The following is a 22,670-nucleotide window of genomic DNA, read 5'->3' on the forward strand; positions in this document are numbered from 1 at the left end:
AACCCTCTCCCCGGCGGGGAGAGGGGCATCAATTACAGTACCTTGTGCGGGCCAAAGCATTCGTAATGAATGCGCTCGCTATTGATGCCAAGCGCCACCAGCTGTTTTGCAGCGTGCTGCATAAAGGCTACCGGGCCGCAGAGGTAGAACTGCATCAGCGGGTCGCGCAGGCTCTCTGCCTGAGCGGTCAAATCCATCAAACCTTCGCTATTAAAACGCGCCGCCTGACGGTCCTCTTCGCCAGGGCTGCGATACCAGACGTGAGAAGCAAACTTAGGCAAGGTCGCTCCCAGCGCGCTGACCTCATCGGCAAAGGCGTGAACCTCGCCGTTTTCCGCCGCGTGGAACCAGTTAACCTGCGCCGGATGGCGCGCTTTTGCCAGCGAATCCAGCATTGCCAGCATTGGCGTTTGGCCGACGCCGCCGGAAAGCAGCGTTACCGGAGTTTCGGCGTCAACGGTAAGGAAGAAGTCGCCTGCCGGCGCCGCCAGGTGCACAACATCCCCTTCGCTTGACGCATTGTGCAGCCAGTTCGATACCTGGCCGCCGCTCTCGCGCTTCACGGCGATACGATAGCCTTTGCCATCCGCCTTACGCGTCAGGGAGTACTGGCGAATCTCCTGATATTCAAACCCTTCTGGCTTCAGCCAGACGGCCAGGTACTGGCCCGGCTGATAGTCGGCAACCGGCTGGCCGTCTACCGGCTCCATTTCGAAGCTGGTGATCAGCGCGCTGCGCGGGGTTTTCTTCACGATGCGAAACGCGCGGGTCCCTTCCCAGCCGCCGGTCTTGCTGGCGCTATCCTGATAGATTTCGGCTTCGCGATTGATAAAGACGTTTGCCAGCACGCCGTAGGCTTTGCCCCAGGCATCAAGCACTTCCTGACCCGGGCTGAACATTTCATCCAGCGTCGCCAGCAGGTGGCCGCCGACAATATTGTACTGCTCCGGCCTGATCTGGAAGCTGGTGTGCTTCTGCGCGATTTTTTCTACCGCCGGCAGCAGGGCCGCCAGGTTATCGATATTGCTCGCATAGGCGGCAATAGCGTTAAACAGCGCCTCACGCTGATCGCCGTTACGCTGGTTGCTCATATTGAAGATTTCTTTGAGTTCTGGGTTATGAGCAAACATGCGATCGTAGAAATGGGCGGTCAGCTTCGGACCGGTTTCGACCAGCAGGGGAATGGTGGCTTTGACCGTAGCGATGGTTTGAGCGTCGAGCATAGCAGCTTCCTTTAGTGTTATCTTAATGATGCATTTCAAATGCATCTTATATAAATAACCCTGCAATGTAAATGGTTCTTTAACACCCTGCATTGAAACAGTTACAACGTGAAGAATTTGCATCACAAACCTGAAAAGAAATCCGTTGATAATCGTAGAGGCGTTATTGCTCAAAGCCTTGTGTCATGCGGAGCCAAACGTTTGCGTAAAATCGTTTGTCAAGACCTGTTATCACAGAACGATTCAGTTATACTGTGGGCCGTCGCCCAAAAAGGCCCCTTTTTAGAGCTGTAATCTATTGTTAGCTGAGCAGGAGATGCGGATGTTAAAGCGTGAAATGAACATTGCCGATTATGATGCCGAACTGTGGCAGGCTATGGAGCAGGAAAAAGTACGTCAGGAAGAGCACATCGAACTGATCGCCTCCGAGAACTACACCAGCCCGCGCGTTATGCAGGCACAGGGTTCTCAGCTGACCAACAAATATGCCGAAGGCTATCCGGGCAAGCGCTACTACGGCGGCTGCGAATACGTTGATATCGTCGAGCAGCTGGCTATCGATCGCGCAAAAGAGCTGTTTGGCGCTGACTACGCCAACGTGCAGCCGCACTCCGGTTCTCAGGCTAACTTCGCGGTTTACACCGCTCTGCTGCAGCCGGGCGATACCGTTCTCGGTATGAACCTGGCGCAAGGCGGCCACCTGACTCACGGCTCCCCGGTTAACTTCTCCGGCAAACTGTACAACATCATCCCTTACGGTATTGATGAGTCCGGTAAAATTGACTACGAAGATATGGCGAAGCAGGCGCAGACCCATAAGCCGAAGATGATCATCGGCGGCTTCTCTGCCTATTCCGGTATCGTTGACTGGGCAAAAATGCGTGAAATCGCAGACAGCATCGGCGCATACCTGTTCGTCGATATGGCGCACGTTGCGGGCCTGATTGCCGCGGACGTTTACCCGAACCCGGTTCCGCACGCTCACGTTGTCACCACAACCACGCACAAAACCCTGGCGGGTCCGCGCGGCGGCCTGATCCTGGCGAAAGGCGGCGACGAAGAGCTGTACAAAAAGCTGAACTCTGCCGTATTCCCAAGCGCTCAGGGCGGCCCGCTGATGCACGTTATCGCCGCGAAAGCGGTAGCGCTGAAAGAAGCGATGGAGCCAGAATTCAAAGTCTACCAGCAGCAGGTAGCGAAAAACGCCAAAGCGATGGTAGAAGTGTTTCTGAACCGCGGCTACAAAGTGGTGTCCGGCGGGACTGAAAACCACCTGTTCTTGCTGGATCTGGTTGATAAGAACCTGACCGGTAAAGAAGCTGACGCTGCCCTGGGCCGCGCCAACATCACCGTGAACAAAAACAGCGTGCCTAACGATCCGAAGAGCCCGTTCGTGACTTCCGGTATCCGTATCGGTTCTCCGGCTGTAACTCGCCGCGGCTTTAAAGAAGCGGAAGTGAAAGAGCTGGCAGGCTGGATGTGTGACGTTCTGGACAACATCAATGACGAAGCGGTAACCGAGCGCGTTAAAGGTAAAGTTCTGGATATCTGCGCACGCTTCCCGGTTTACGCATAACGCTGAGCCGCTGAAAGCGAATAAAAGGCCGCGAATGCGGCCTTTTTTACGTCTGTCGCCCGGTGATTAACGCCGGTCGAGCGAGATGGCGCCCGGGCCGACTATCGCCAGCAGCAGGAAGGCGCCGGCAATGCTGACGTTTTTATAGAAGTTAATCATATTTGGCAGCACCGCATCGCCGGACATATCCCAGAAATGGTGGCCGATAACCGCCGTGCCCAGAGTATAAAAAATAAAGATGACCGCCAGCGGACGCGTGAAGAAGCCGAGAATAATCAGGATCGCCGCCGGGACCTCCATCACGATGGCGATAACGGCCGCCAGCGTCGGCAGCGGCGCGCCGGATGACGCCATATACTGCACGGTGCCGCTAAAGCCCAGCAGTTTGGGGTAGCCAAAGATGATAAACAGCAGCACGACGGCAATACGCGCAATCAGCAGCAGTACGTGGCGCGAGGAACCAAAATCAAAATAGCGTAATGCGTTCATAACCAGCACCTTATGAAAGACGAGTTATTTAAACGTAATACACAATTTTGCTCCCCGCCACGCGCCGCCCAGGATTAGCGCAGCGTTTGTAGCTGCTCCTCAATGTACAGATAGCCGATGCCCATCAGCTGCTGCGCTCGGGTTAGCTGGCCGAAGCCGATTTGGGTAGCGCGAGTGCGAGGGGCATCCCGATGATCAAAAGGATTAAACCCGATCTGCCTGATGATGGTATTCAGCCACTCCTCGCCAAAGCCGCAACTGCGACCGTACAATAATATATTGTTTATATTTAATATATTCAGGAAGTTGTAGAGGCTGAGCCCGATGGCGTTTGCGGAGTCTTCCACCCACGTATGAAGGCGAGAATCACCCTGCTGCCATTTTTCGATCAGGGCATCGATGGTCAGAGCTTCCGGATTATCCGCTAGATCGGGCTGCGTTTTAAGCCATATCCGCGCCTGCTTTTTCAACGCGCTGAGGGAGGCCACGGTCTCCAGGCAGCCATAGCGTCCGCAGTCGCAGGCAACGCCATCAGGATTGATAATGGTGTGGCCAATCTGGCCGCTGCCATAAAGGCTACCGCGCCAGACCTGGTCGTTGATAACAAAGGAGGAGCCAATACCGTAATCGACGTTGATAACGCAGAAGTCCCGATACTGCCCGTCATTTTGCCATTTCTCCGCCAGTGCCAGCATGACGCAGTCGTTATCGACCATTACGCGAACGTTGAGCTTTTCTTCCAGCAGATATTTCATCTCCACGGGTTGCTTCCAGGGAGCCTGCGGCATGGTCTGTGATACTCCCGTTCCCGCATCAACCTGCCCGTGAACCGCCAGCGCCAGATTGATTTTATGCCTGGGCCAGTTTTTACGGTACTGATGCCAGCATTTCTCAATCGCTGCCAGTAATGCCTGAGGCGTTGGGGCGTCAATGGCGTGGTATTCGACATCGCCTTTCGCACTCAGGCAGGCGTTTCCAAGCTGACACTCGATACTGGTGGGCGTGATGTTCATACACAGGGTCCAGTCGCCGTCGGGCGCAATAAGCCAGGCGCCGCTGCTATGGCCGCGGGCGAGGCGGTCGTCCTGCACGTTGACCACGCGTCCTTCTTCTTCCAGCTCCTGGAGGATATTGCTGACCGCGGGGATCGAGATTTGTGCCAGCCGTGCGAGCGCCGATTTACTGGCCCGTTTCTTACGGTACAGATACTCCAGCAGCACGCCCTTGTTGTAATGGCGGATTTGCTGATTGTTAATGCAGGCTTTCATAAACTAAACCTTGTTAACTAAATTGCGTGATTATTGTGCGTAAATGCGCTGATTCTGTCTATTAAACTGTTCTCATTATTTCACTTCAGTATGTCTTGTTAACTTTGAGGGCATTATGAGTTCAGTAAACGTTTGGCAGGAAACGGTACATATTCCAACCTATGAAACGGGGGCTCAGGACGTTCATCCCATGTTTCTGGAAAATCGGGTTTATCAAGGGTCTTCCGGGGCGGTGTATCCCTATGGCGTGACGGATACGCTGAGTGAGGAAAAAACGCTAAAGGCCTGGCAGGCGGTGTGGCTGGAAAATGATTACATCAAAATTATGATTCTGCCCGAGCTGGGAGGCCGGGTGCACCGAGCGTGGGATAAGGTCAGACAGCGTGATTTCGTTTATCACAATGATGTCATCAAGCCCGCGCTGGTTGGCCTGCTTGGCCCGTGGATCTCCGGGGGGATTGAGTTTAACTGGCCGCAGCACCACCGTCCCACCACCTATATGCCGGTTGATTTTACGATTAGCGAAAATGACGATGGCTCAAAAACCGTTTGGGTTGGCGAGACGGAGCCGATGCATGGGTTGCAGGTGATGACCGGGTTTACTCTGCGTCCGCAGCGCGCGGCATTAGAGATTGGTAGCCGGGTCTACAACAGCAACGCCACGCCGCGCCATTTCTTGTGGTGGGCGAACCCTGCGGTTAAGGGGGGCGATGGACATCAAAGCGTATTCCCGCCGGATGTGACTGCGGTATTTGATCACGGCAAGCGCGCGGTTTCAGCGTTTCCGATTGCTACCGGCACCTATTACAAGGTGGACTATTCGGCCGGCGTCGACATCTCGCGCTATAAAAATGTCCCGGTACCGACCTCCTATATGGCGGAAAAGTCAGAGTACGATTTCGTCGGCGCCTGGTGCCACGATGAAGATGGTGGGCTGCTGCACGTCGCGGATCATCACATTGCGCCAGGGAAAAAACAGTGGAGCTGGGGTTACAGCGAGTTTGGTCAGGCGTGGGACAGAAATCTGACAGATGATAATGGTCCTTACATCGAGCTGATGACCGGCATTTTTGCCGATAACCAACCGGATTTTACCTGGCTCGATCCGTTTGAAGAAAAGCGCTTCGAACAATACTTCCTGCCTTACCATTCGCTGGGCATGGTACAGAACGCTTCGCGCGATGCGGTGATCAAACTGCAACGCGAAGAGGACAACATTATATGGGGCGTATATGCTATTTCGCCTCTGGTCGCCCACCGGCTTACGGTTCGCGAGGAGGGCAACCCGCAGCCGCTGCTTGATGAAATGATTGAGCTGACGCCATGCGCTGCCGTTCAGGGAGCCTTAGCCGGTATTGACCCATCTCGTCTGACGATGGAGCTGCTGGACCGTCACGGCAGGTGCGTTTTGCGCTATCAGGAGCATCAGCCACAGGAGTTGCCGCTGCCTGAAGTGGCTGTTACCCCCTTAAGCGCCGGAGCAATAAGCAGCGTGGATGAGGCGTGGTTTATCGGCCAGCATCTGGAGCAGTATCACCACGCCAGTCGCTCACCGTTTGATTATTACCTGCGGGGAATTGAGCTGGACCCGCAGGACTACCGCTGCAATCTGGCGCTGGCGATGCTGGAATACAATCGCGCTGATTACTCGCAAACCATCGAGTATGCGAGCCGGGCATTGTCGCGCGCGCATCGGTTAAACAAAAATCCGCAGTGTGGGCAGGCAAGTTTGATTCGTGCCAGTGCGAGAGAGCGTTTACAGCAGTGGCATGATGCGCAGGAGGATTTTTGGCGCGCGGTGTGGAGCGGCAATAGTAAGGCCGGGGGATATTACGGACTTGCCCGGCTGGCGACGCGCAGCGAGCGCTACCATGATGCGCTGGCATTTTGCCGGCAGAGCCTGCTGGCGTGTCCCACCAACCAGGATGTCCTGTCGCTGGAAACCCTCTTGCTGCATCTCACCGGCCGTCGCAGTCAGGCCTTACAGCAGATTGAAAAGCTGCTGGGCGACTATCCGCTGAATCCCACCCTGTGGTGGCTCAACGCAACAATATCAGAGGCTGAAGCGGATACGGCGCGATGGTTCGCCGTATGCCAGTCGCGGGATATTAACGCACTGCTGACGGCCGGGCTGCTGTTGAGCTGGGGAATGGCGGCGCGGGCGAAAGCCGTACTGACGGCGCTTAACTGTCAAAAAGCGCTGCCGCTCTATTTACAGGCCAGTCTGGCTGAAGGTAACGAGCGCATCGCGCTGATCAACCGCGCACGCGAAGTGTTCGCTGACTTCGTGCGTTTTCCCAATCTGCTGGTGGAAGTGGCTGCGCTGGAGAATATACCTGAGTGCTATTTTGCTCAGCATCTGCTCGCCTGTTTCCACTATAGCCGGCGTAACTATGAGAAAGCGACGCAGCTGTGGTATCGCTGCGTTGAAATGGCTCCTGATTTTGCCGATGCCTGGCGAGGGCTGGCGATTCATGCATGGAATAAACAGAGTGATGCCCGCCTGGCGGCAGAGTATCTGGATAAAGCCTGCGCCCAGCAGCCGCAGGATGCTCGTCTGCTTTTTGAACGCGATCTGCTGGATAAGCTGACCGCGGTAGCGCCGGAAAAACGCCTTGCCCGGCTGGAGGCCAATCTCGCAACCGCCTTGAAACGCGATGATTTAACGGCTGAGCTGCTCCATCTGTGGCACCTGGCGGGCAACGTTGAGCAGGCGGCAAATGTGCTTACTTCGCGTAAATTCCACCCCTGGGAAGGCGGCGAAGGTAAAGTGACCAGCCAGTTTGTTATCAACCAGTTATTACGTGCCTGGCAGTATCTCCAGCCGCAGCCGCAGCAGGCGGAGGCGCTGCTGCTATCGGCGCTGCGCTATCCGGAAAACCTGAGCGAAGGGCGTCTCCCGGGACAGACGGATAACGATATCTGGTTCTGGCTGGGTATTTGCACCAGGCAGCAGGGCATGGAAGAACGCGCGCTTGAGTGTTTCCGCAAGGCGGCGTCAGGCGATCGGACGATCAATATTCATAGCTACTACAACGATCAGCCGGTGGACTATCTCTTCTGGCAAGGCGTGGCTTTGCGGATGCTCGGCGATCGTCTGAGCAGCGAACGTCTTTTCACTGAAATGTTGCAGTGGGCTGAGCATATGGAAACGGCACAGATAGAGGCCGACTTCTTCGCTGTGTCGCAGCCTGACCTGCTGGCGCTGTATGCCGATATCCAAAAGCAACATCAGGAGAAGTGTTTTTTGGTGCGAGTTCTGGCGACTGCGGGATTAGGCGGCGGATCGAGGTATGAACAGGCGCTGTCTGAGCTGGAAGCGCTAAACCCAGCCTGGGCTAAAGCGGCGTTATTCCGGAAAACGCTGCCGTTTGTGCTGCACCTCATTAACTAAAGAGAGTTTACTGTAATTTTTGAGCGGTCTGACCCGCCGCTCTCCTCGAGATGTTTAGAATATGTGAAATCGTTCTGCAGCAGGCCCACCTGCCGCAGAAGCCAAACAACAATAAATGCCTGACCCTACAGGAGGCACGTATGTCTAAAAATAAGGCAGTCTCATTTTTTTTATGTTTACTGTTAACGTCGTTGAGTATTTCATTCCCCGGCTATAGCGCAGTAAAAGATATTACCGTTGGTGCTATCTACCTCGATACTCAGGGCTATTACGCCGGCGTGCGGCAGGGTGTCCAGGATGCGGCAAAAAGTACAGATGCGAAAATCCAGCTGATTGAAACCAACGCTCAGGGCGATATTTCTAAAGAGAGTTCATTTATCGATACGCTGGTCGCGCGTAACGTGGACGCAATCATTCTTTCCGCCGTTTCAGAAAATGGCAGCAGCCGCGCAGTTCGTCGGGCTAATGAAGCCGGTATTCCGGTGATTTGCTACAACACCTGCATTAATGAGAAAGGCGTCGACAAATATGTCTCTGCCTATCTGGTCGGCGACCCGCTTGAGTTTGGCAAAAAGCTTGGAGATGCGGCGGCGGATTATTTTATTGCCAACAAAATTAGCGCACCGAAAATTGCGGTCATCAACTGTGAAGCATTTGAAGTGTGCGTACAGCGACGCAAAGGTTTTGAAGCCGCGCTGAAGGCGCGGGTTCCGGATATGCAGATTGTCGCGAATCAGGAGGGAACCGTTCTGGATAAGGCTATTTCGGTTGGCGAGAAACTGATTATCTCTGCGCCTGAACTGGACGCCATTATGGGAGAGTCTGGCGGTGCAACGCTGGGGGCGGTAAAAGCGGTCCGTAACCAAAATAAGGCCGATAAAATTGCCGTATTTGGTTCCGATATGACCACCGAAATTGCCCAGGAGTTAAACAGCCACCAGGTGCTAAAAGCGGTGGTGGACATTTCCGGCAAGAAGATGGGTAACGCTGTTTTCGCGCAAACCCTGAATGTGATTAATAAAACCCCACCAGCAAATAAGATTATCCCGGTCGCTATCGATACCTATACCAAATCTGAAGACGGTAAGCAGTGGCTGGCTACGCATGTCGATGGTTTGCCTTAATTCCCCTGTCGAATAACTGAGGTAAAGACCCGATGATGGCAACAGAAAAAACGGCGGTGCCGGTGGCACAGATCTTAGGGGGAAATAAGCGTTATCCTGGCGTAGTAGCGCTGGATAACGTTGATTTTACGCTATCAAAAGGTGAGGTTCGGGCGTTATTGGGGAAAAATGGCGCGGGGAAGTCCACCTTAATCCGCATGCTGACCGGAAGTGAAAGCCCGGATAGCGGCGAGATTTGGCTGGCAGGCACGCGTCTCGAAGGTAACGATACAACGCTAACCCGTCGGGCAGCGGAGCTGGGAGTCAGAGCCGTATACCAGGAGTTAAGCCTGGTTGAGGGATTAACGGTGGCGGAGAACCTGTGCCTTGGCCAGTGGCCGCGCCGCAATGGCATGATTGACCAAAGCATCATGGCCTGCCAGGCCAGGGAGGCATTGACCGCCCTTGGCGTTGATGTCCCGCCAGATGCGCTGGTCGACACGCTTAGCCCGGCTCAAAAGCAGCTGGTTGAAATCGCCCGCGTGATGAAAGGTCAGCCGCAGGTAGTGATTCTTGATGAGCCGACCAGTTCGCTGGCCAATGCGGAGGTCGAGTTGGTAATCAACGCGGTGAAGCGAATGTCGGCTCTCGGCGTTGCCGTGATCTATGTCAGTCATCGAATGGAGGAGATTCGCCGCATCGCCTCTTGCGCCACCATCATGCGCGATGGTCAGGTGGCAGGCGATGTCACGCTGGAGAGTACGACAACCCAGGAAATCGTATCTCTGATGCTAGGAAGAGAGCATATCGATCTTCCTCTGGTTAAATCTGAAATCGCGCTGACAACTCCGGTGCTGCAGGTGGCCCGGCTGCGCCATCCCCCCAAGCTTCAGCATATTAATTTTATACTGCACCGTGGCGAAGTATTGGGCATTGCCGGGCTGCTGGGATCGGGTCGTAGCGAACTACTCAAGGCCATTATCGGTTTAGAAACGTTTGCAGAGGGGGAAATCACGCTGAACGGTACGCACATTTCGCGCCCACGGTATACCTCGATGCTCAAGAGCGGAGTGGGCTACACCCCGGAAAACCGAAAGGAGGCGGGCATCATTCCGCTTCTGGGCGTGGATGAAAATACGGTGATGACCAACCGGCACAAAGTTAGTCGGCGCGGCATACTGAACTGGCAGAGGATTCAGCAGTTGACCGCCGCAGTCATGAGTCGAATGACGGTCAAGGCGGCGAATACGGAGACCGCAATCGGGACGCTATCGGGCGGCAATCAGCAAAAAGTAGTGATTGGCCGCTGGGTTTACGCCGGAAGCGAAATTTTGCTTCTTGATGAGCCCACGCGCGGAGTTGATATCGAAGCTAAGCAGCAGATTTATCGTATTGTGAGGGAGCTCGCGGCTGAAGGGAAAAGCGTCGTATTCATTTCCAGCGAAGTAGAGGAGCTGCCTTTAGTATGCGATCGTATTTTACTGCTGCAAAATGGCGAATTTACCCGTGAGTTTTTAGCTCCCGTTAATGTCGATGAATTAATGTCGGCAATTCTATCCACGCATTAGCCATAACGTTTATTGAGGAATTAACAGATGTCTGCCTCATCATTAACGCTGCCGCAAGGCAAAAATGCCGCACCTAAGCAATTTATCAGTCGCCATATTAATGAAATTGGCCTGCTGGTGGTGATCGCTATTTTGTATCTGGTGTTTTCATTTAACGCACCGGGATTTATTTCTTTAAACAATCAAATGAACGTGTTGCGCGATGCGGCGACGATTGGTATTGCTGCATGGGCCATGACGCTTATTATTATCTCCGGCGAGATTGATGTCAGCGTCGGTCCGATGGTGGCATTTATCTCGGTGTGCCTGGCCTTCCTGTTGCAGTTCCAGGTGCCGCTTAGCATTGCCTGCCTGCTGGTGTTAATTCTCGGCGCCGCGTTAGGAACTCTCGCCGGCGTATTACGCGGCGTATTCAGCGTGCCCAGCTTTGTCGCGACCTTAGGTTTATGGAGCGCATTACGCGGCATGGGACTATTCATGACCAATGCGCTGCCGGTACCCATTGATGAAAATGAGGTCCTTGACTGGCTTGGTGGACAGCTCTTTGGCATTCCCGTTTCGGCATTAATTATGCTGATTCTGTTCGTCATCTTTGTCTTTATCAGCCGCAAAACCGCCTTTGGCCGCTCGGTGTTTGCCACTGGTGGTAACGCAACGGCAGCGCAGCTCTGCGGGATTAACGTCAGGCGGGTGCGTATTTTGATTTTTACGCTTTCAGGCTTGCTGGCCGCGATTACCGGTATTTTGCTGGCAGCGCGGCTTGGATCGGGCAATGCGGGCGCCGCCAATGGCCTCGAGTTTGACGTTATCGCTGCGGTGGTGGTCGGCGGTACCGCGCTGTCCGGTGGCCGCGGTTCGCTATTCGGCACATTATTAGGCGTACTGGTTATTACCCTTATTGGTAATGGGCTGGTGCTTCTGGGCATTAACTCATTTTTCCAGCAGGTTGTTCGCGGATTAATTATCGTAGTAGCTGTCCTGGCGAATATATTGCTGACCCAACGTAACAGTAAACTTAAACATTAATATTCATTAATTTGTATAGAGGGAATTATGAAAACAATGTTGGCTGCTTTTTTACCGGGGAACTCAAGCGTTGAGCTGCGCGAAGTATCTGTACCAACCCCGGGGATTAATCAGGTCCTGATTAAAATGAAATCCTCAGGAATTTGCGGTAGCGATGTCCATTATATTTATCATCAGCATCGCGGTACCGCCGCCGCGCCGGATAAACCACTGTATCAAGGTTTTATTAATGGTCATGAACCCTGCGGACAAATTATGGCTACGGGGGCCGGTTGCCGGCATTTTAAAGAGGGCGATCGGGTGCTGGTTTATCATATTTCCGGCTGCGGCTTTTGCTCCAACTGCCGTCGCGGTTTTCCGATCTCCTGTACCGGAAAGGGCAAAGCGGCCTATGGCTGGCAGCGCGATGGCGGCCATGCGGAATATTTGCTGGCGGAGGAAAAGGACCTGATTCATCTGCCTGATGCGCTTAGTTACGAAGATGGCGCGTTTATTAGCTGCGGAGTAGGGACAGCCTACGAAGGTATTTTGCGCGGCGAGGTTTCCGGCAGCGACAACGTTCTGGTTGTCGGGTTAGGGCCCGTTGGCATGATGGCGATGATGCTGGCTAAAGGACGTGGTGCGAAACGCGTTATCGGCGTCGATATGCTGCCCGAGCGCCTGGCGACGGCAAAACAGTTGGGGGTGATGGATAATGGCTTCCTGGCGACAACGGAAAACCTCCCGGCGCGGATTGCCGAACTGACGCACGGCGGGGCGGATGTGGCGCTGGATTGTTCTGGCAATGCCGCGGGGCGTCTGCTGGCGCTACAGTCTACGGCGGATTGGGGAAGAGTGGTGTACATCGGTGAAACGGGGAAGGTTGAGTTTGAGGTCAGCGCCGATCTGATGCATCACCAGCGGCGTATTATCGGCTCCTGGGTGACCAGTTTGTTCCATATGGAGAAGTGCGCCCGCGATCTGACCGACTGGAAGCTGTGGCCGCATAGCGCGATTACCCATCGTTTTTCGCTTGCTCAGGCGGGGGAGGCCTACGCGCTCATGGCCAGCGGTAAATGTGGCAAAGTGGTGATTAATTTTCCCGATTAAGGAGCTCTGATGACGCTTTTTACACTGGATAACGGCCAGCTGCGGCTACAGGTTGCGGATCGCGGCGGCGCGATCGAGGGGCTATGGTGGCAGCATCAGGGAAAAACGATCCCGGTGCTGCGTCCGGGTCTGAATAGCGGCGTGGCGGTGGAGTCCTCTTGCTTTCCACTGGTGCCGTTTGGCAATCGGGTGAGCGGCAATCAGTTTTCTTCGCCGGCAGGAGAGCATCGGCTGGCGCCGAACGTTGAGTGGGATCGCCACTATCTTCACGGTGACGGCTGGCTGAATAGCTGGTGCTGTGAGGAGCAATCGCCCTCGCAGCTTAGGTTAGAGTATGTCCACCGCCAGGGCGTCTATCAGTACACCGCGCAGCAGCGCTTTACCTTAAGCGAAAGCGGCGTTGAGGTGGAACTGAGCGTGACGAATGATGGCGACACGCTGCCGTTCGGTCTGGGCTGGCATCCGTACTTACCGCTGTCGCATGACACGCGGGTGCAGGCGCAGACCACCGGCTACTGGCTGGAGATAGAAGGTTGGCTAACCGGAGAGCATCAGGAGAGTTTACCGCAGGAGCTGGATTTCAATCAGCCCGCGCCGCTCCCCCAGCGCTGGGTAAATAATGGCTTCTCCGGCTGGGATGGTATCGCGACGATCCGGCAGCCTGTGCTGGGGTATCAACTCTCCATGACCACCGAGCCTCCGGCTCCATGCTATTTTGTTTTTGTTTCCGATCCGGCGTTTGATAAAGGCTATAAATTTGATTTCTTCTGTTTTGAGCCAATGAGCCACGCGCCTGACGATCATCATCGTCCGGGATTTGGTCAATTAACCCTGCTTTCACGCGGTGAAAGCATGAGGCAAAAAATGGTGCTGAAAGTCAGTCCGGTTTAAGCCCGACCTGCCCGGAGACGGGCAGGTACAACTTCACCTTGCGGCTTTGCGGGTTTATCGCCAGACTGTCGCCTCCATTCGGGAGGAAATCATGGTCTTGCACTCCACGCGCTGGCTGGCGCTTAGTTACTTTACCTACTTCTTTAGCTACGGCATCTTCCTGCCGTTCTGGAGCGTCTGGCTGGCAGGCGCAGGGCTGACGCCGGAAACCATCGGCGTGCTGCTCGGCGCCGGGCTGGTGGCTCGTTTTCTCGGCAGCCTGCTGATTGCGCCGCGGGTGAGCGATCCCTCCCGGCTAATTTCCGCCCTGCGTGTCCTGGCGCTGCTGGCGCTGCTGTTTGTTCTTGGCTTTTGGGCCGATAGCCGCGTGGCCTGGCTGATGGTGGTGATGGTCGGCTTCAATCTGTTCTTCTCTCCGCTGGTACCGCTGACCGATGCGCTGGCGAATACCTGGCAAAAGCAGATAACTATGGACTACGGGCGCGTGCGCCTGTGGGGATCGGTGGCGTTTGTTATCGGCTCCGCGCTGACCGGCAAGCTGGTCAGCCTGTTTGATTATCGGGCGATCCTGGTGCTGCTAAGCCTCGGTATCGCTTCAATGCTGCTGGGCATGCTGCTTAAACCCTCGGTGATGCCGCAGGGGGAAGTTCGCCACCAGCAGACGGCCGGACTTCCGGCATGGCTGAAGCTGGTGCGCCAAAGCTGGCGCTTCCTCGCCTGCGTCTGCCTGCTGCAGGGCGCGCATGCCGCCTACTATGGTTTCAGCGCGATTTACTGGCAGGAGGCGGGCTATTCCGCTTCGGCGATCGGCTATCTCTGGTCGCTAGGGGTGGTCGCGGAGGTGGTTATCTTTGCGCTGAGCAAAAAAGTATTTAGCCGCTTTAGCGCGCGCGATTTACTGCTGCTTTCCGCCGTTTGCGGGCTGATTCGCTGGACCCTGATGGGCTGGACCACGGCGCTGCCGTGGCTAATCGTCGCGCAGATCCTGCACTGCGGCACCTTTACGGTATGTCACCTGGCGGCGATGCGCTATATTTCGGCGCGTCAGGGCAGCGAGGTGATTCGTCTGCAGGCGGTCTACTCCGCGGTCGCAATGGGGGGCAGCATTGCGGTGATGACGGTATTTGCCGGCTTCCTCTATCAGCATCTGCACCAGGGCGTTTTCTGGGTGATGGCGCTGGTAGCCTTGCCGGCGCTGGTTCTGCGGCCGAAGGCGGTGGCCTAGTCCTCGAGCATTTTACAAATATGCTGCCGCTGGTGATCGCTGAACATCTCCTCAGCGTGAAACAGCGGCGGCGAAAACAGCGGTAGCGCCGTAGCATAAGGGGTCACGACCAGCGCCACGCCCTTCGGCGCGCCTTCCTTTTGAAAGGCGTGAACGTTTTGATATTTGATATTGAGCGGCAGCAGGGTCAGCTCGCGCAGCTGCAGCTCAAGAGCCTGCTCAAGGTCGGGATTGTCGTGGGTGAGCAGCACCACCTGCTTCTCGTGCAGCTCGCTTTTCTGCATCAGCCATGCGCCAAAAATCACCGCAATCAGCCCCACTTCTTCCTGATTAAAACGGACCCTGTAGGCGCTTTCGAACTCCTCCAGCGCCGTTTTTGTGGTGCGCATCAGGCGCGGATAGAGGCGGTTCATCTCTTCCGGTAGCGCATTATCGATGCCGATAGCGAACACGCTGCGGTTCAGCGCCTGGGAGAGATGAATATAGAGCTGATCGCTCAGCCCCTGATCGTCGCTAAACGGGCGGCCCGATAGATCCTGAAAACGGTGGATCAGCCCGGAGATAGCCAGGTGCAGGCGCCGGTCCTGCTGGTGGCCATCGCGGATAGGATCGGGGGTTTTGAGCAGCATGAACAGCAGGGTCAGAAAGAGCTGCTCGCCCGGGTGCGGCGCGGTGGTGACCCGACGCTGCCAGTGACGGATAATCTCAGCGGCGAGAATCGACTCCGCCGCCTCCTGCGTCCAGCGCTGCTGCTGTTCGGTAAAGGCCGGCGTCAGCCCGAGATGATGCTGAAGCAGGCAGTACTGCAGATACAGACGCAGGAAATGAATGTCCCGGCAGTCAAACTGGCGGTTAAGCGTCCGGGCGCAGCGGTTGACCAGCGCCTGCAGATTGGTGTCGTCGTATAAGGTGCGCGCAACGCCCTGCAGTTTAAGCTGCGTTTTTAATGCTGGGGTAAAATGGTGGCTGATAAAATGCGGACACAGGCGCAGCGCCCGGCGTAAGCCGTGCAGTAAGCACAGGCGTTGATCGATTGCGGCGCCTTCAATCCGATAGCTGCCGTCCACCTGCGACGCGAGGGTCAGGCGGTGGTAACGCTGAATTTCACGTCCCGTCTCCGCGATATCTTGCCGGGCCGTGGCCTCATCAACCAGGTTGATAGCGCTAAGCCGCTCGGGGGTCACCGGCTGCCCGGGCAGATAAAACATCAGCAGGACCTGGTTACGGCGCTGTGGACTGGAAAGCGCAGATGGTGGTTCAATCACTGTCATCATCTGGTAAGTTCCAGTTAGGATTTTTGCTAAGAATAGCCAATGGATGAACAGAGATCTGGGCAGGCTGGCGTCTTTACGTCAGGATTGCTGGATAGGTTCACAGAATTTTTCACGCGAGGAACGGATGAAGAGAGTGAAACAATGCACCTGTGCGGCATTTTTCATGGTTTTATCATTTAGCGTGCTAGCGCATCCGCATAGCTTTATCAGCCTGCGGACGGAGGTGGTCGCCGATAACGGACAGCTCACCGGTTTTAAAATGCGCTGGACGATGGATGAGATCACCTCCTCAGACCTGCTTTACGATGCCGGAAGCGCAAAGCCGGGAGATGAAGTCTGGAAAAAGCTGGCGGCGGAAGTGATGGCGAACGTCCTCGGGCAGCACTACTTCAGCGAGCTTTGGCATAACGGCCAGCACGTGAAGTTTGACAATCGCCCCGACGGCTACGGTCTTGAACGTGACGGGCATCAGGCGGTACTGACCTTTACTCTGCCGCTGGCTAAACCGCAGCCTCTGGCGGGCCAAACCCTGACGCTTTCGACCTACGACCCCACCTATTACGTCGATATGTTCTATGAGAAGCCGGGCGATGTCACTCTGCCTGCGGCGCTGCGCGCGGGGTGTAAAGTGACGGTCGTGACGCCAAAGCCGAATGATAAAATGACGGCCTTTGCGCAATCGCTCGATAAAGCCGACGCGCCGCCGGAAGATATGGCGCTCGGAACCTATTTTGCTCAGAAGGTGACGCTGACATGTCGGTAGTATTTTCAACTCCCTCCCGGGCTTCCCGCCTGCGTCAGCTGTGGCCGCTGGCGCTGTTTTTAGCGCTGGCGTTGGGCGCGGGCGTCTGGCTGTGGCAGGCCTGGCCGGAGGTGATGCGGCAAAGCGCTATCTGGCAGCGGGCGTTAAATTTCGAGCTAAGCGGCCTGCTTAAAGCGGTGGCGGAAAATCCGCGAGCGGCGGGGCTTTCGCTGCTGACGTTTAGCTTTATCTACGGCGTACTGCACGCGCTGGGGCCGGGGCACGGCAAGATTGTGATTAGCACCTGGCTGGCGACGCATCCCGCGAAGCTCAGGTCGAGCATTGCGCTGACGCTGGCCGCCTCGCTCCTGCAGGGAGTGGTGGCGATCGTGCTGGTGGTGGTGGTGCTGACCCTGCTGCAGCTGCCGGCAAGGCAGCTTCATCTCAGCAGCTTTTGGCTGGAGAAGGGGAGCTATCTGCTGGTCGGCGCGCTGGGCCTGCTGCTGTGCTGGCGGGCGCTGAAAAAGCTGCGCGGGCTGCTGCGTCGGCCAACGTTTACCGCCTTTACGCCGCATCACGTTCATCATGCGCACTGCGGCTGCGGGCATCAGCATATGCCGGTGCCGGAACAGCTGCAAAGCGGCGATGACTGGCGCGCGCGGCTGGTCATCGTTCTGTCGATGGGCATGCGTCCCTGCTCAGGGGCGATCATGGTCCTGCTGTTCAGTAAGGTGATTGGCGTATTTAGCTGGGGAATGGCGGCGGCGCTGGCAATGGCGGCGGGAACCTCGCTGACCATCAGCGGGCTGGCGCTGCTGGTGCACGGCTTCCGTCAGCTGGCCGTCAGGCTTAGCGGGAATAAAACGCCGCCTCTCTGGCAGCAGGTTGGCTGGTCGACGCTGGCGCTGTCCGGCGGCGTCATTTTAGTGGCGGCGGCGGTGGTGATGTGGAGCAGCGCGGTGCCGGGCGGCGGCGGGCTGCGGCCGTTTTGAGTGATATCCTCATCCCGGGCGGGCCGGGATGAGGTGAGAGAGATTAACGCTTCAGCGCTTCGCTCAGCTCTTCACGCATGTTGGCCAGCATCGCTTTAACTACGCGCGGGTTGCCGGCAACGATGTTGCCGCTGTGCAGGTAGTTATGGCCACCGGTGAAGTCGCAAACGATAGCGCCCGCTTCACGAGCGATCAGCTCGCCGGCGGCGAAATCCCAAGGCTTCAGCGCGATCTCGAAGTAGCCATCGACGCGGCCTGCGGCAACGTAGGCCAGATCCAGGGCAGCAGAACCTGTGCGGCGGAAGTCAGCGCATTCGGTAAACATTTTGCCCAGAATATTCATGTAAGAGGTGGCGTGCTGTTTCGCTTTGAACGGGAAGCCGGTGGCGATAATCGTGCCATCCAGATCGCGAGCGGTGCTGCCGCGCAGACGATAGCCGTTCAGCTGAGCGCCCTGGCCGCGGGTCGCGGTGAATAGTTCGTTGCGCATCGGATCGTAAACCACGGCGACTTCGGTACGGCCTTTAATGCGTACGGCGATGGATACGGAGAAGTGCGGCAGACGTTTTACGAAGTTGGTGGTGCCATCCAGTGGATCGATAACCCATTGAACATCCTGATCTTCACCTACGTGCTCACCGCTTTCTTCGGTGATAATAGTGTGCTGCGGGTAAGATTTGCGAATCGTTTCAATAATCAGCGCTTCGGCTGCCTTATCGACGTTGGTCACAAAATCATTGCTGCCTTTCTGGCTGGTTTCTACGGAGTCTGGGGTTTCGTAGTGCTTGGCAATTAAATTACCCGCCTTGCGCGCTGCGCGCACGGCGATATTCAGCATCGGATGCATCGGTCTCTCTCACTGGATGTTAAAGAACGGGAAAAAACGGCGCACATAGTAACAGTGAAATCTGCCTATGTCTTCGTTTTATGATAGCATGCGTGAATAATCTTTAGCCGAAGAACACTAATGCTGCAAAATATTCGTATCGTACTGGTAGAAACATCACACACTGGCAATATGGGCTCCGTGGCTCGGGCAATGAAAACGATGGGCCTGACTAACCTGTGGTTGGTTAACCCGCTGGTTAAGCCTGACTCGCAGGCTATCGCCCTGGCGGCCGGCGCCAGCGACGTTATTGGCAATGCGCATATTGTCGATACGCTGGATGAAGCCCTGGCCGGATGTAGCCTGGTGGTCGGAACCAGCGCGCGTTCGCGTACTTTGCCGTGGCCGATGCTCGACCCGCGCGAATGCGGCCTGAAGAGCGTATCAGAAGGCCAGCACGCCCCGGTGGCTTTGGTATTCGGCCGCGAGCGCGTCGGTCTGACCAACGACGAGCTGCAGAAATGCCATTATCACGTCGCGATTGCCGCCAATCCGGAGTACAGCTCGCTGAACCTGGCAATGGCGGTGCAGGTCATCGCTTATGAAGTGCGGATGGCGTGGCTGGCAACGCAGGAGCAGGAACAGCCCCAGGTCGAACAACAGGACGAAACGCCGTATCCGCTGGTGGATGATTTAGAGCGCTTTTACGGCCATCTCGAGCAGACGCTGCTGGCGACCGGCTTTATTCGCGCCAGCCATCCGGGGCAGGTGATGAACAAACTGCGTCGTCTGTTTACCCGCGCGCGTCCGGAAAGCCAGGAGCTGAACATCCTGCGCGGAATGCTGGCGTCGATTGAGCAGCCGCAGAAGGATAAAGAGTAACCGCGCCGCATAGGGGCGCGCTGAGCGGCTGATACCGCCGCTCGCGGAGCCGCTGTGCGGTCGCGAATATCAGCCGCCGGGCGATAGGGCACAGATAGCCAAATACCTGACTAAAACAGTCAAGTAAATAGTTGACCAAATTACTCGGGAATGTCAGACTTGGCCCTGCTATGCAATACCCATATTAATAAAAAGCCCGGGCAGGGGCGAGTTTGAGGTTAAGTAAGACATGAGACTGACATCTAAAGGGCGTTATGCTGTGACCGCGATGCTGGACGTCGCGCTCAACTCTGAATCGGGCCCGGTTCCGTTAGCTGATATTTCTGAGCGTCAGGGGATTTCGCTTTCCTATCTGGAACAGCTGTTTTCCCGCCTGCGTAAAAATGGTCTGGTATCGAGCGTACGCGGTCCAGGCGGCGGTTATTTATTAGGGAAAGAAGCCGGTAGCATCGCCGTTGGCGAAGTTATCAGCGCGGTTGATGAATCCGTTGACGCCACCCGTTGTCAGGGTAAAGGCGGCTGCCAGGGTGGCGATAAATGCCTGACCCACGCGCTGTGGCGCGACCTGAGCGAGCGCCTGACCAGCTTCCTGAATAACATCACTCTGGGCGAACTGGTGAACAACCAGGAAATCCTTGATGTTTCGGGTCGTCAGCACAGCCATGAATCCCAGCGTAATACCCGCACTCAGGACGCTATCGACGTCAAACTGCGTGCGTAGTTTACCCGTCCTGTTTCGGGGCGCTGCTGCGTAGGCCGCGTTTGTTCACCCCAGCCGCTTGCTGATGTAAGCTTCTGGGGGCTTACAAGCCCGCCGCCTTGCTGCATCGCAAAACAGTTAGGGTAAAAATTATAAAAGATTTTCGAATCAGGCCGGGATGTTGCGACATCCCGTTTACCCGGTCGTACATCAAGCCGGCCGCCTGGTTCCTTGCATTGAGTGATGTACGGAGTTAAAGAGCAATGAAATTACCGATTTATCTCGATTACTCCGCAACAACGCCGGTGGACCCGCGTGTTGCCGAGAAAATGATGCAGTTTCTGACCCTGGACGGGACCTTTGGTAACCCGGCCTCTCGTTCACACCGTTTTGGCTGGCAGGCTGAAGAGGCGGTAGATATTGCCCGTAATCAGATTGCCGAGCTGGTCGGTGCCGACCCGCGCGAAATCGTCTTTACCTCAGGCGCAACGGAATCCGACAACCTGGCGATTAAAGGTGCAGCCAACTTTTATCAGAAAAAAGGCAAGCACATTATCACCAGCAAAACCGAGCACAAAGCCGTGCTGGATACCTGTCGCCAGCTGGAGCGTGAAGGTTTCGAGATCACCTACCTGGCGCCGCAGCGCAACGGTATTATCGATCTGAAAGAGCTGGAAGCGGCCATGCGCGATGACACCATCGTGGTCTCCATCATGCACGTGAACAACGAAATCGGCGTGGTGCAGGACATCGCAACCATCGGCGAAATGTGCCGCGCACGCGGTATCATTTATCACGTTGACGCCACCCAGAGCGTGGGCAAACTGCCTATCGACCTGAGCCAGCTGAAAGTTGACCTGATGTCCTTCTCCGGTCACAAAATTTATGGCCCGAAAGGCATTGGCGCGCTGTACGTCCGTCGCAAACCGCGTATTCGTATTGAAGCGCAGATGCACGGCGGCGGTCACGAGCGCGGCATGCGTTCAGGCACTCTGCCTGTCCACCAGATCGTCGGTATGGGCGAAGCTTACCGTATCGCGAAAGAAGAGATGGAAACCGAGATGGCGCGCCTGCGCGGTCTGCGTAACCGTCTGTGGGAAGGCGTAAAAGATATGGAAGAGGTTTACCTCAACGGTGACCTCGCCCAGGGCGCGCCGAACATTCTCAACGTCAGCTTCAACTATGTTGAAGGCGAATCGCTGATTATGGCGCTGAAAGACCTGGCCGTTTCCTCCGGCTCCGCTTGTACCTCAGCGAGCCTTGAGCCGTCCTACGTGCTCCGCGCGCTGGGCATGACTGATGAACTGGCGCACAGTTCTATCCGTTTCTCTTTAGGTCGTTTTACTACCGAAGAAGAGATTGACTACACCATCAACCTGGTTCGCAACTCCATTGGTCGTCTGCGCGATCTTTCTCCGCTGTGGGAAATGTTCAAGCAGGGCGTGGATCTGAACAGCATTGAATGGTCACATCATTAATCGGTAGGTATTAAGGAGAATTCATCATGGCATACAGCGAAAAAGTTATCGATCATTACGAGAATCCGCGCAACGTTGGCTCTTTTGACAACAGCGATGAAAATGTCGGTAGCGGCATGGTCGGCGCGCCGGCGTGCGGCGACGTTATGAAGCTGCAGATTAAAGTCAACAATGAAGGTATCATTGAAGACGCGCGCTTCAAGACCTACGGCTGCGGTTCCGCTATCGCTTCAAGCTCCCTGGTTACCGAGTGGGTGAAGGGCAAGTCTCTGGACGAAGCTCAGGCTATCAAAAACACCGATATCGCCGATGAACTGGAGCTGCCGCCGGTAAAAATCCACTGCTCTATCCTGGCGGAAGACGCGATTAAAGCCGCGATTGCGGATTACAAAAGCAAGCGTGAAGCGAAATAATTAAGAGGTTATTGTATGTCGATTACTCTTAGCGACAGCGCAGCGTCGCGAGTGAATACCTTCCTGGCCAACCGCGGCAAAGGCTTTGGTCTGCGCTTAGGTGTTCGCACCTCCGGATGCTCAGGTATGGCCTACGTGCTGGAATTTGTTGACGAGCCGGCGGCAGAAGACACCGTGTTTGAAGATAAAGGCGTCAAGGTAGTGATCGACGGCAAAAGCCTGCAGTTCCTCGACGGCACTCAGCTGGACTTTGTCAAAGAAGGCCTGAATGAAGGGTTTAAGTTTACCAACCCGAACATCAAAGATGAGTGCGGCTGCGGCGAAAGCTTCAACGTGTAATCTGCACTATATCCGCTAAATTTCGGTGCAGCATCGAGGCGGCACGCGGGCGTTTCCCGATAGGCTTACGACAGTAGGCGGACGCCGCCGGTTAAGATGTGTCCTGAGAGGCGCGGATATATAACCCCACTGCGGAGTACCGTGCGTGGGGTTTGCTTTATCTCGTTAACCC

At 55.7% G+C, this 22,670-nt stretch carries 20 protein-coding genes; 15 read left to right on the plus strand and 5 right to left on the minus strand.

What is annotated here, in order from left to right:
• Positions 1-32: 32 nt before the first annotated feature.
• The gene (gene hmpA / locus QFI97_RS07960; protein ID WP_346430882.1) at positions 33-1,223 is read right to left on the minus strand and encodes an NO-inducible flavohemoprotein; all 1,191 of its coding nucleotides are present in this window, start codon (positions 1,221-1,223) and stop codon (positions 33-35) included.
• A 322-nt stretch (positions 1,224-1,545) separates the two neighbouring features.
• Here hmpA and glyA point away from each other — a divergent pair, with 322 nt between their 5' ends.
• Entirely contained in the window at positions 1,546-2,799 is a 1,254-nt protein-coding gene (glyA, locus tag QFI97_RS07965; RefSeq protein WP_095100236.1) for a serine hydroxymethyltransferase, read from the plus strand.
• A 66-nt stretch (positions 2,800-2,865) separates the two neighbouring features.
• Here glyA and QFI97_RS07970 read toward each other — a convergent pair whose 3' ends face one another.
• A complete protein-coding gene (locus QFI97_RS07970; protein ID WP_346430883.1) occupies positions 2,866-3,288 on the minus strand; it encodes a DoxX family protein in 423 nt (140 codons plus the stop codon).
• A 74-nt stretch (positions 3,289-3,362) separates the two neighbouring features.
• Positions 3,363-4,556, minus strand: a complete 1,194-nt coding sequence (locus QFI97_RS07975; RefSeq protein WP_346430884.1) for an ROK family transcriptional regulator — start codon at positions 4,554-4,556, stop codon at positions 3,363-3,365.
• Positions 4,557-4,671: 115 nt separating this feature from the next.
• On the opposite strand from QFI97_RS07975, the gene QFI97_RS07980 reads away from it, so the two are divergent.
• The 7 genes from QFI97_RS07980 (at position 4,672) to QFI97_RS08010 (ending at position 14,852) form a co-directional block, all read left to right on the plus strand.
• Positions 4,672-7,950, plus strand: a complete 3,279-nt coding sequence (locus QFI97_RS07980; RefSeq protein ID WP_346430885.1) for a DUF5107 domain-containing protein — start codon at positions 4,672-4,674, stop codon at positions 7,948-7,950.
• 140 nt (positions 7,951-8,090) lie between these two features.
• Positions 8,091-9,074 carry a substrate-binding domain-containing protein gene (locus QFI97_RS07985; protein WP_346430886.1) on the plus strand — a complete coding sequence of 328 codons (984 nt, stop codon included), beginning with the start codon at positions 8,091-8,093 and terminating at the stop codon, positions 9,072-9,074.
• 35 nt (positions 9,075-9,109) lie between these two features.
• Positions 9,110-10,621, plus strand: a complete 1,512-nt coding sequence (locus QFI97_RS07990) for a sugar ABC transporter ATP-binding protein (RefSeq protein ID WP_346430887.1) — start codon at positions 9,110-9,112, stop codon at positions 10,619-10,621.
• A gap of 27 nt (positions 10,622-10,648) precedes the next feature.
• A complete protein-coding gene (locus tag QFI97_RS07995; RefSeq protein WP_346430888.1) occupies positions 10,649-11,647 on the plus strand; it encodes an ABC transporter permease in 999 nt (332 codons plus the stop codon).
• Between the two features lie 27 nt (positions 11,648-11,674).
• Positions 11,675-12,736, plus strand: coding sequence for a zinc-dependent alcohol dehydrogenase family protein (locus tag QFI97_RS08000; RefSeq protein WP_346430889.1), 1,062 nt, complete (start codon positions 11,675-11,677; stop codon positions 12,734-12,736).
• A 9-nt stretch (positions 12,737-12,745) separates the two neighbouring features.
• Positions 12,746-13,627: an aldose 1-epimerase gene (locus tag QFI97_RS08005; RefSeq protein ID WP_346430890.1), complete on the plus strand. Its 882-nt coding sequence runs from the start codon at positions 12,746-12,748 to the stop codon at positions 13,625-13,627.
• A 91-nt stretch (positions 13,628-13,718) separates the two neighbouring features.
• A complete protein-coding gene (locus tag QFI97_RS08010) occupies positions 13,719-14,852 on the plus strand; it encodes a 3-phenylpropionate MFS transporter (RefSeq protein ID WP_346430891.1) in 1,134 nt (377 codons plus the stop codon).
• Here QFI97_RS08010 and csiE read toward each other — a convergent pair.
• A complete protein-coding gene (gene csiE, locus QFI97_RS08015; protein WP_095100257.1) occupies positions 14,849-16,126 on the minus strand; it encodes a stationary phase inducible protein CsiE in 1,278 nt (425 codons plus the stop codon). The genes QFI97_RS08010 and csiE overlap by 4 nt on opposite strands.
• Positions 16,127-16,250: 124 nt before the next feature.
• Between csiE and QFI97_RS08020 the strand changes: the two genes are divergently transcribed.
• Together QFI97_RS08020 and QFI97_RS08025 are read left to right on the plus strand one after the other, a co-directional pair.
• Positions 16,251-16,889, plus strand: coding sequence for a DUF1007 family protein (locus QFI97_RS08020; RefSeq protein WP_095100259.1), 639 nt, complete (start codon positions 16,251-16,253; stop codon positions 16,887-16,889).
• Positions 16,880-17,860: a nickel/cobalt transporter gene (locus QFI97_RS08025; RefSeq protein WP_346430892.1), complete on the plus strand. Its 981-nt coding sequence runs from the start codon at positions 16,880-16,882 to the stop codon at positions 17,858-17,860. The genes QFI97_RS08020 and QFI97_RS08025 overlap by 10 nt, the downstream gene beginning before the upstream one ends.
• Positions 17,861-17,903: 43 nt before the next feature.
• Here QFI97_RS08025 and suhB read toward each other — a convergent pair whose 3' ends face one another.
• Positions 17,904-18,707 carry an inositol-1-monophosphatase gene (gene suhB / locus QFI97_RS08030; protein ID WP_095100264.1) on the minus strand — a complete coding sequence of 268 codons (804 nt, stop codon included), beginning with the start codon at positions 18,705-18,707 and terminating at the stop codon, positions 17,904-17,906.
• 120 nt (positions 18,708-18,827) lie between these two features.
• Between suhB and trmJ the strand changes: the two genes are divergently transcribed.
• The 5 genes from trmJ to iscA all read left to right on the plus strand — a co-directional run bounded on the left by trmJ (position 18,828) and on the right by iscA (position 22,498).
• A complete protein-coding gene (gene trmJ / locus QFI97_RS08035) occupies positions 18,828-19,568 on the plus strand; it encodes a tRNA (cytosine(32)/uridine(32)-2'-O)-methyltransferase TrmJ (protein ID WP_095100266.1) in 741 nt (246 codons plus the stop codon).
• A 229-nt stretch (positions 19,569-19,797) separates the two neighbouring features.
• Positions 19,798-20,289, plus strand: coding sequence for a Fe-S cluster assembly transcriptional regulator IscR (iscR, locus tag QFI97_RS08040; RefSeq protein WP_041146727.1), 492 nt, complete (start codon positions 19,798-19,800; stop codon positions 20,287-20,289).
• Between the two features lie 242 nt (positions 20,290-20,531).
• Positions 20,532-21,746: a cysteine desulfurase gene (gene iscS, locus QFI97_RS08045; RefSeq protein WP_041146726.1), complete on the plus strand. Its 1,215-nt coding sequence runs from the start codon at positions 20,532-20,534 to the stop codon at positions 21,744-21,746.
• A 26-nt stretch (positions 21,747-21,772) separates the two neighbouring features.
• A complete protein-coding gene (iscU, locus tag QFI97_RS08050) occupies positions 21,773-22,159 on the plus strand; it encodes a Fe-S cluster assembly scaffold IscU (RefSeq protein ID WP_002913991.1) in 387 nt (128 codons plus the stop codon).
• Between the two features lie 15 nt (positions 22,160-22,174).
• A complete protein-coding gene (gene iscA, locus QFI97_RS08055; protein ID WP_041146725.1) occupies positions 22,175-22,498 on the plus strand; it encodes an iron-sulfur cluster assembly protein IscA in 324 nt (107 codons plus the stop codon).
• Positions 22,499-22,670 lie beyond the last annotated feature (172 nt).

It is taken from the genome of Klebsiella scottii (assembly GCF_036561945.1).
Taxonomy (GTDB): domain Bacteria; phylum Pseudomonadota; class Gammaproteobacteria; order Enterobacterales; family Enterobacteriaceae; genus Klebsiella; species Klebsiella scottii.

What these genes read in the sequence shown, in the direction of transcription:
- QFI97_RS08025 (WP_346430892.1), top strand. Translation starts at nt 16,880, where the DNA reads ATGTCGGTAGTATTTTCAACTCCCTCCCGGGCTTCCCGCCTGCGTCAG.
- QFI97_RS08020 (WP_095100259.1), top strand. Translation starts at nt 16,251, where the DNA reads ATGAAGAGAGTGAAACAATGCACCTGTGCGGCATTTTTCATGGTTTTA.
- hmpA (WP_346430882.1), bottom strand. Translation starts at nt 1,223, where the DNA reads ATGCTCGACGCTCAAACCATCGCTACGGTCAAAGCCACCATTCCCCTG.
- QFI97_RS08000 (WP_346430889.1), top strand. Translation starts at nt 11,675, where the DNA reads ATGAAAACAATGTTGGCTGCTTTTTTACCGGGGAACTCAAGCGTTGAG.
- QFI97_RS08005 (WP_346430890.1), top strand. Translation starts at nt 12,746, where the DNA reads ATGACGCTTTTTACACTGGATAACGGCCAGCTGCGGCTACAGGTTGCG.
- glyA (WP_095100236.1), top strand. Translation starts at nt 1,546, where the DNA reads ATGTTAAAGCGTGAAATGAACATTGCCGATTATGATGCCGAACTGTGG.
- iscS (WP_041146726.1), top strand. Translation starts at nt 20,532, where the DNA reads ATGAAATTACCGATTTATCTCGATTACTCCGCAACAACGCCGGTGGAC.
- csiE (WP_095100257.1), bottom strand. Translation starts at nt 16,126, where the DNA reads ATGATGACAGTGATTGAACCACCATCTGCGCTTTCCAGTCCACAGCGC.
- iscA (WP_041146725.1), top strand. Translation starts at nt 22,175, where the DNA reads ATGTCGATTACTCTTAGCGACAGCGCAGCGTCGCGAGTGAATACCTTC.
- QFI97_RS07985 (WP_346430886.1), top strand. Translation starts at nt 8,091, where the DNA reads ATGTCTAAAAATAAGGCAGTCTCATTTTTTTTATGTTTACTGTTAACG.
- QFI97_RS07975 (WP_346430884.1), bottom strand. Translation starts at nt 4,556, where the DNA reads ATGAAAGCCTGCATTAACAATCAGCAAATCCGCCATTACAACAAGGGC.
- QFI97_RS08010 (WP_346430891.1), top strand. Translation starts at nt 13,719, where the DNA reads ATGGTCTTGCACTCCACGCGCTGGCTGGCGCTTAGTTACTTTACCTAC.
- QFI97_RS07980 (WP_346430885.1), top strand. Translation starts at nt 4,672, where the DNA reads ATGAGTTCAGTAAACGTTTGGCAGGAAACGGTACATATTCCAACCTAT.
- QFI97_RS07970 (WP_346430883.1), bottom strand. Translation starts at nt 3,288, where the DNA reads ATGAACGCATTACGCTATTTTGATTTTGGTTCCTCGCGCCACGTACTG.
- suhB (WP_095100264.1), bottom strand. Translation starts at nt 18,707, where the DNA reads ATGCATCCGATGCTGAATATCGCCGTGCGCGCAGCGCGCAAGGCGGGT.
- QFI97_RS07990 (WP_346430887.1), top strand. Translation starts at nt 9,110, where the DNA reads ATGGCAACAGAAAAAACGGCGGTGCCGGTGGCACAGATCTTAGGGGGA.
- QFI97_RS07995 (WP_346430888.1), top strand. Translation starts at nt 10,649, where the DNA reads ATGTCTGCCTCATCATTAACGCTGCCGCAAGGCAAAAATGCCGCACCT.
- iscU (WP_002913991.1), top strand. Translation starts at nt 21,773, where the DNA reads ATGGCATACAGCGAAAAAGTTATCGATCATTACGAGAATCCGCGCAAC.
- iscR (WP_041146727.1), top strand. Translation starts at nt 19,798, where the DNA reads ATGAGACTGACATCTAAAGGGCGTTATGCTGTGACCGCGATGCTGGAC.
- trmJ (WP_095100266.1), top strand. Translation starts at nt 18,828, where the DNA reads ATGCTGCAAAATATTCGTATCGTACTGGTAGAAACATCACACACTGGC.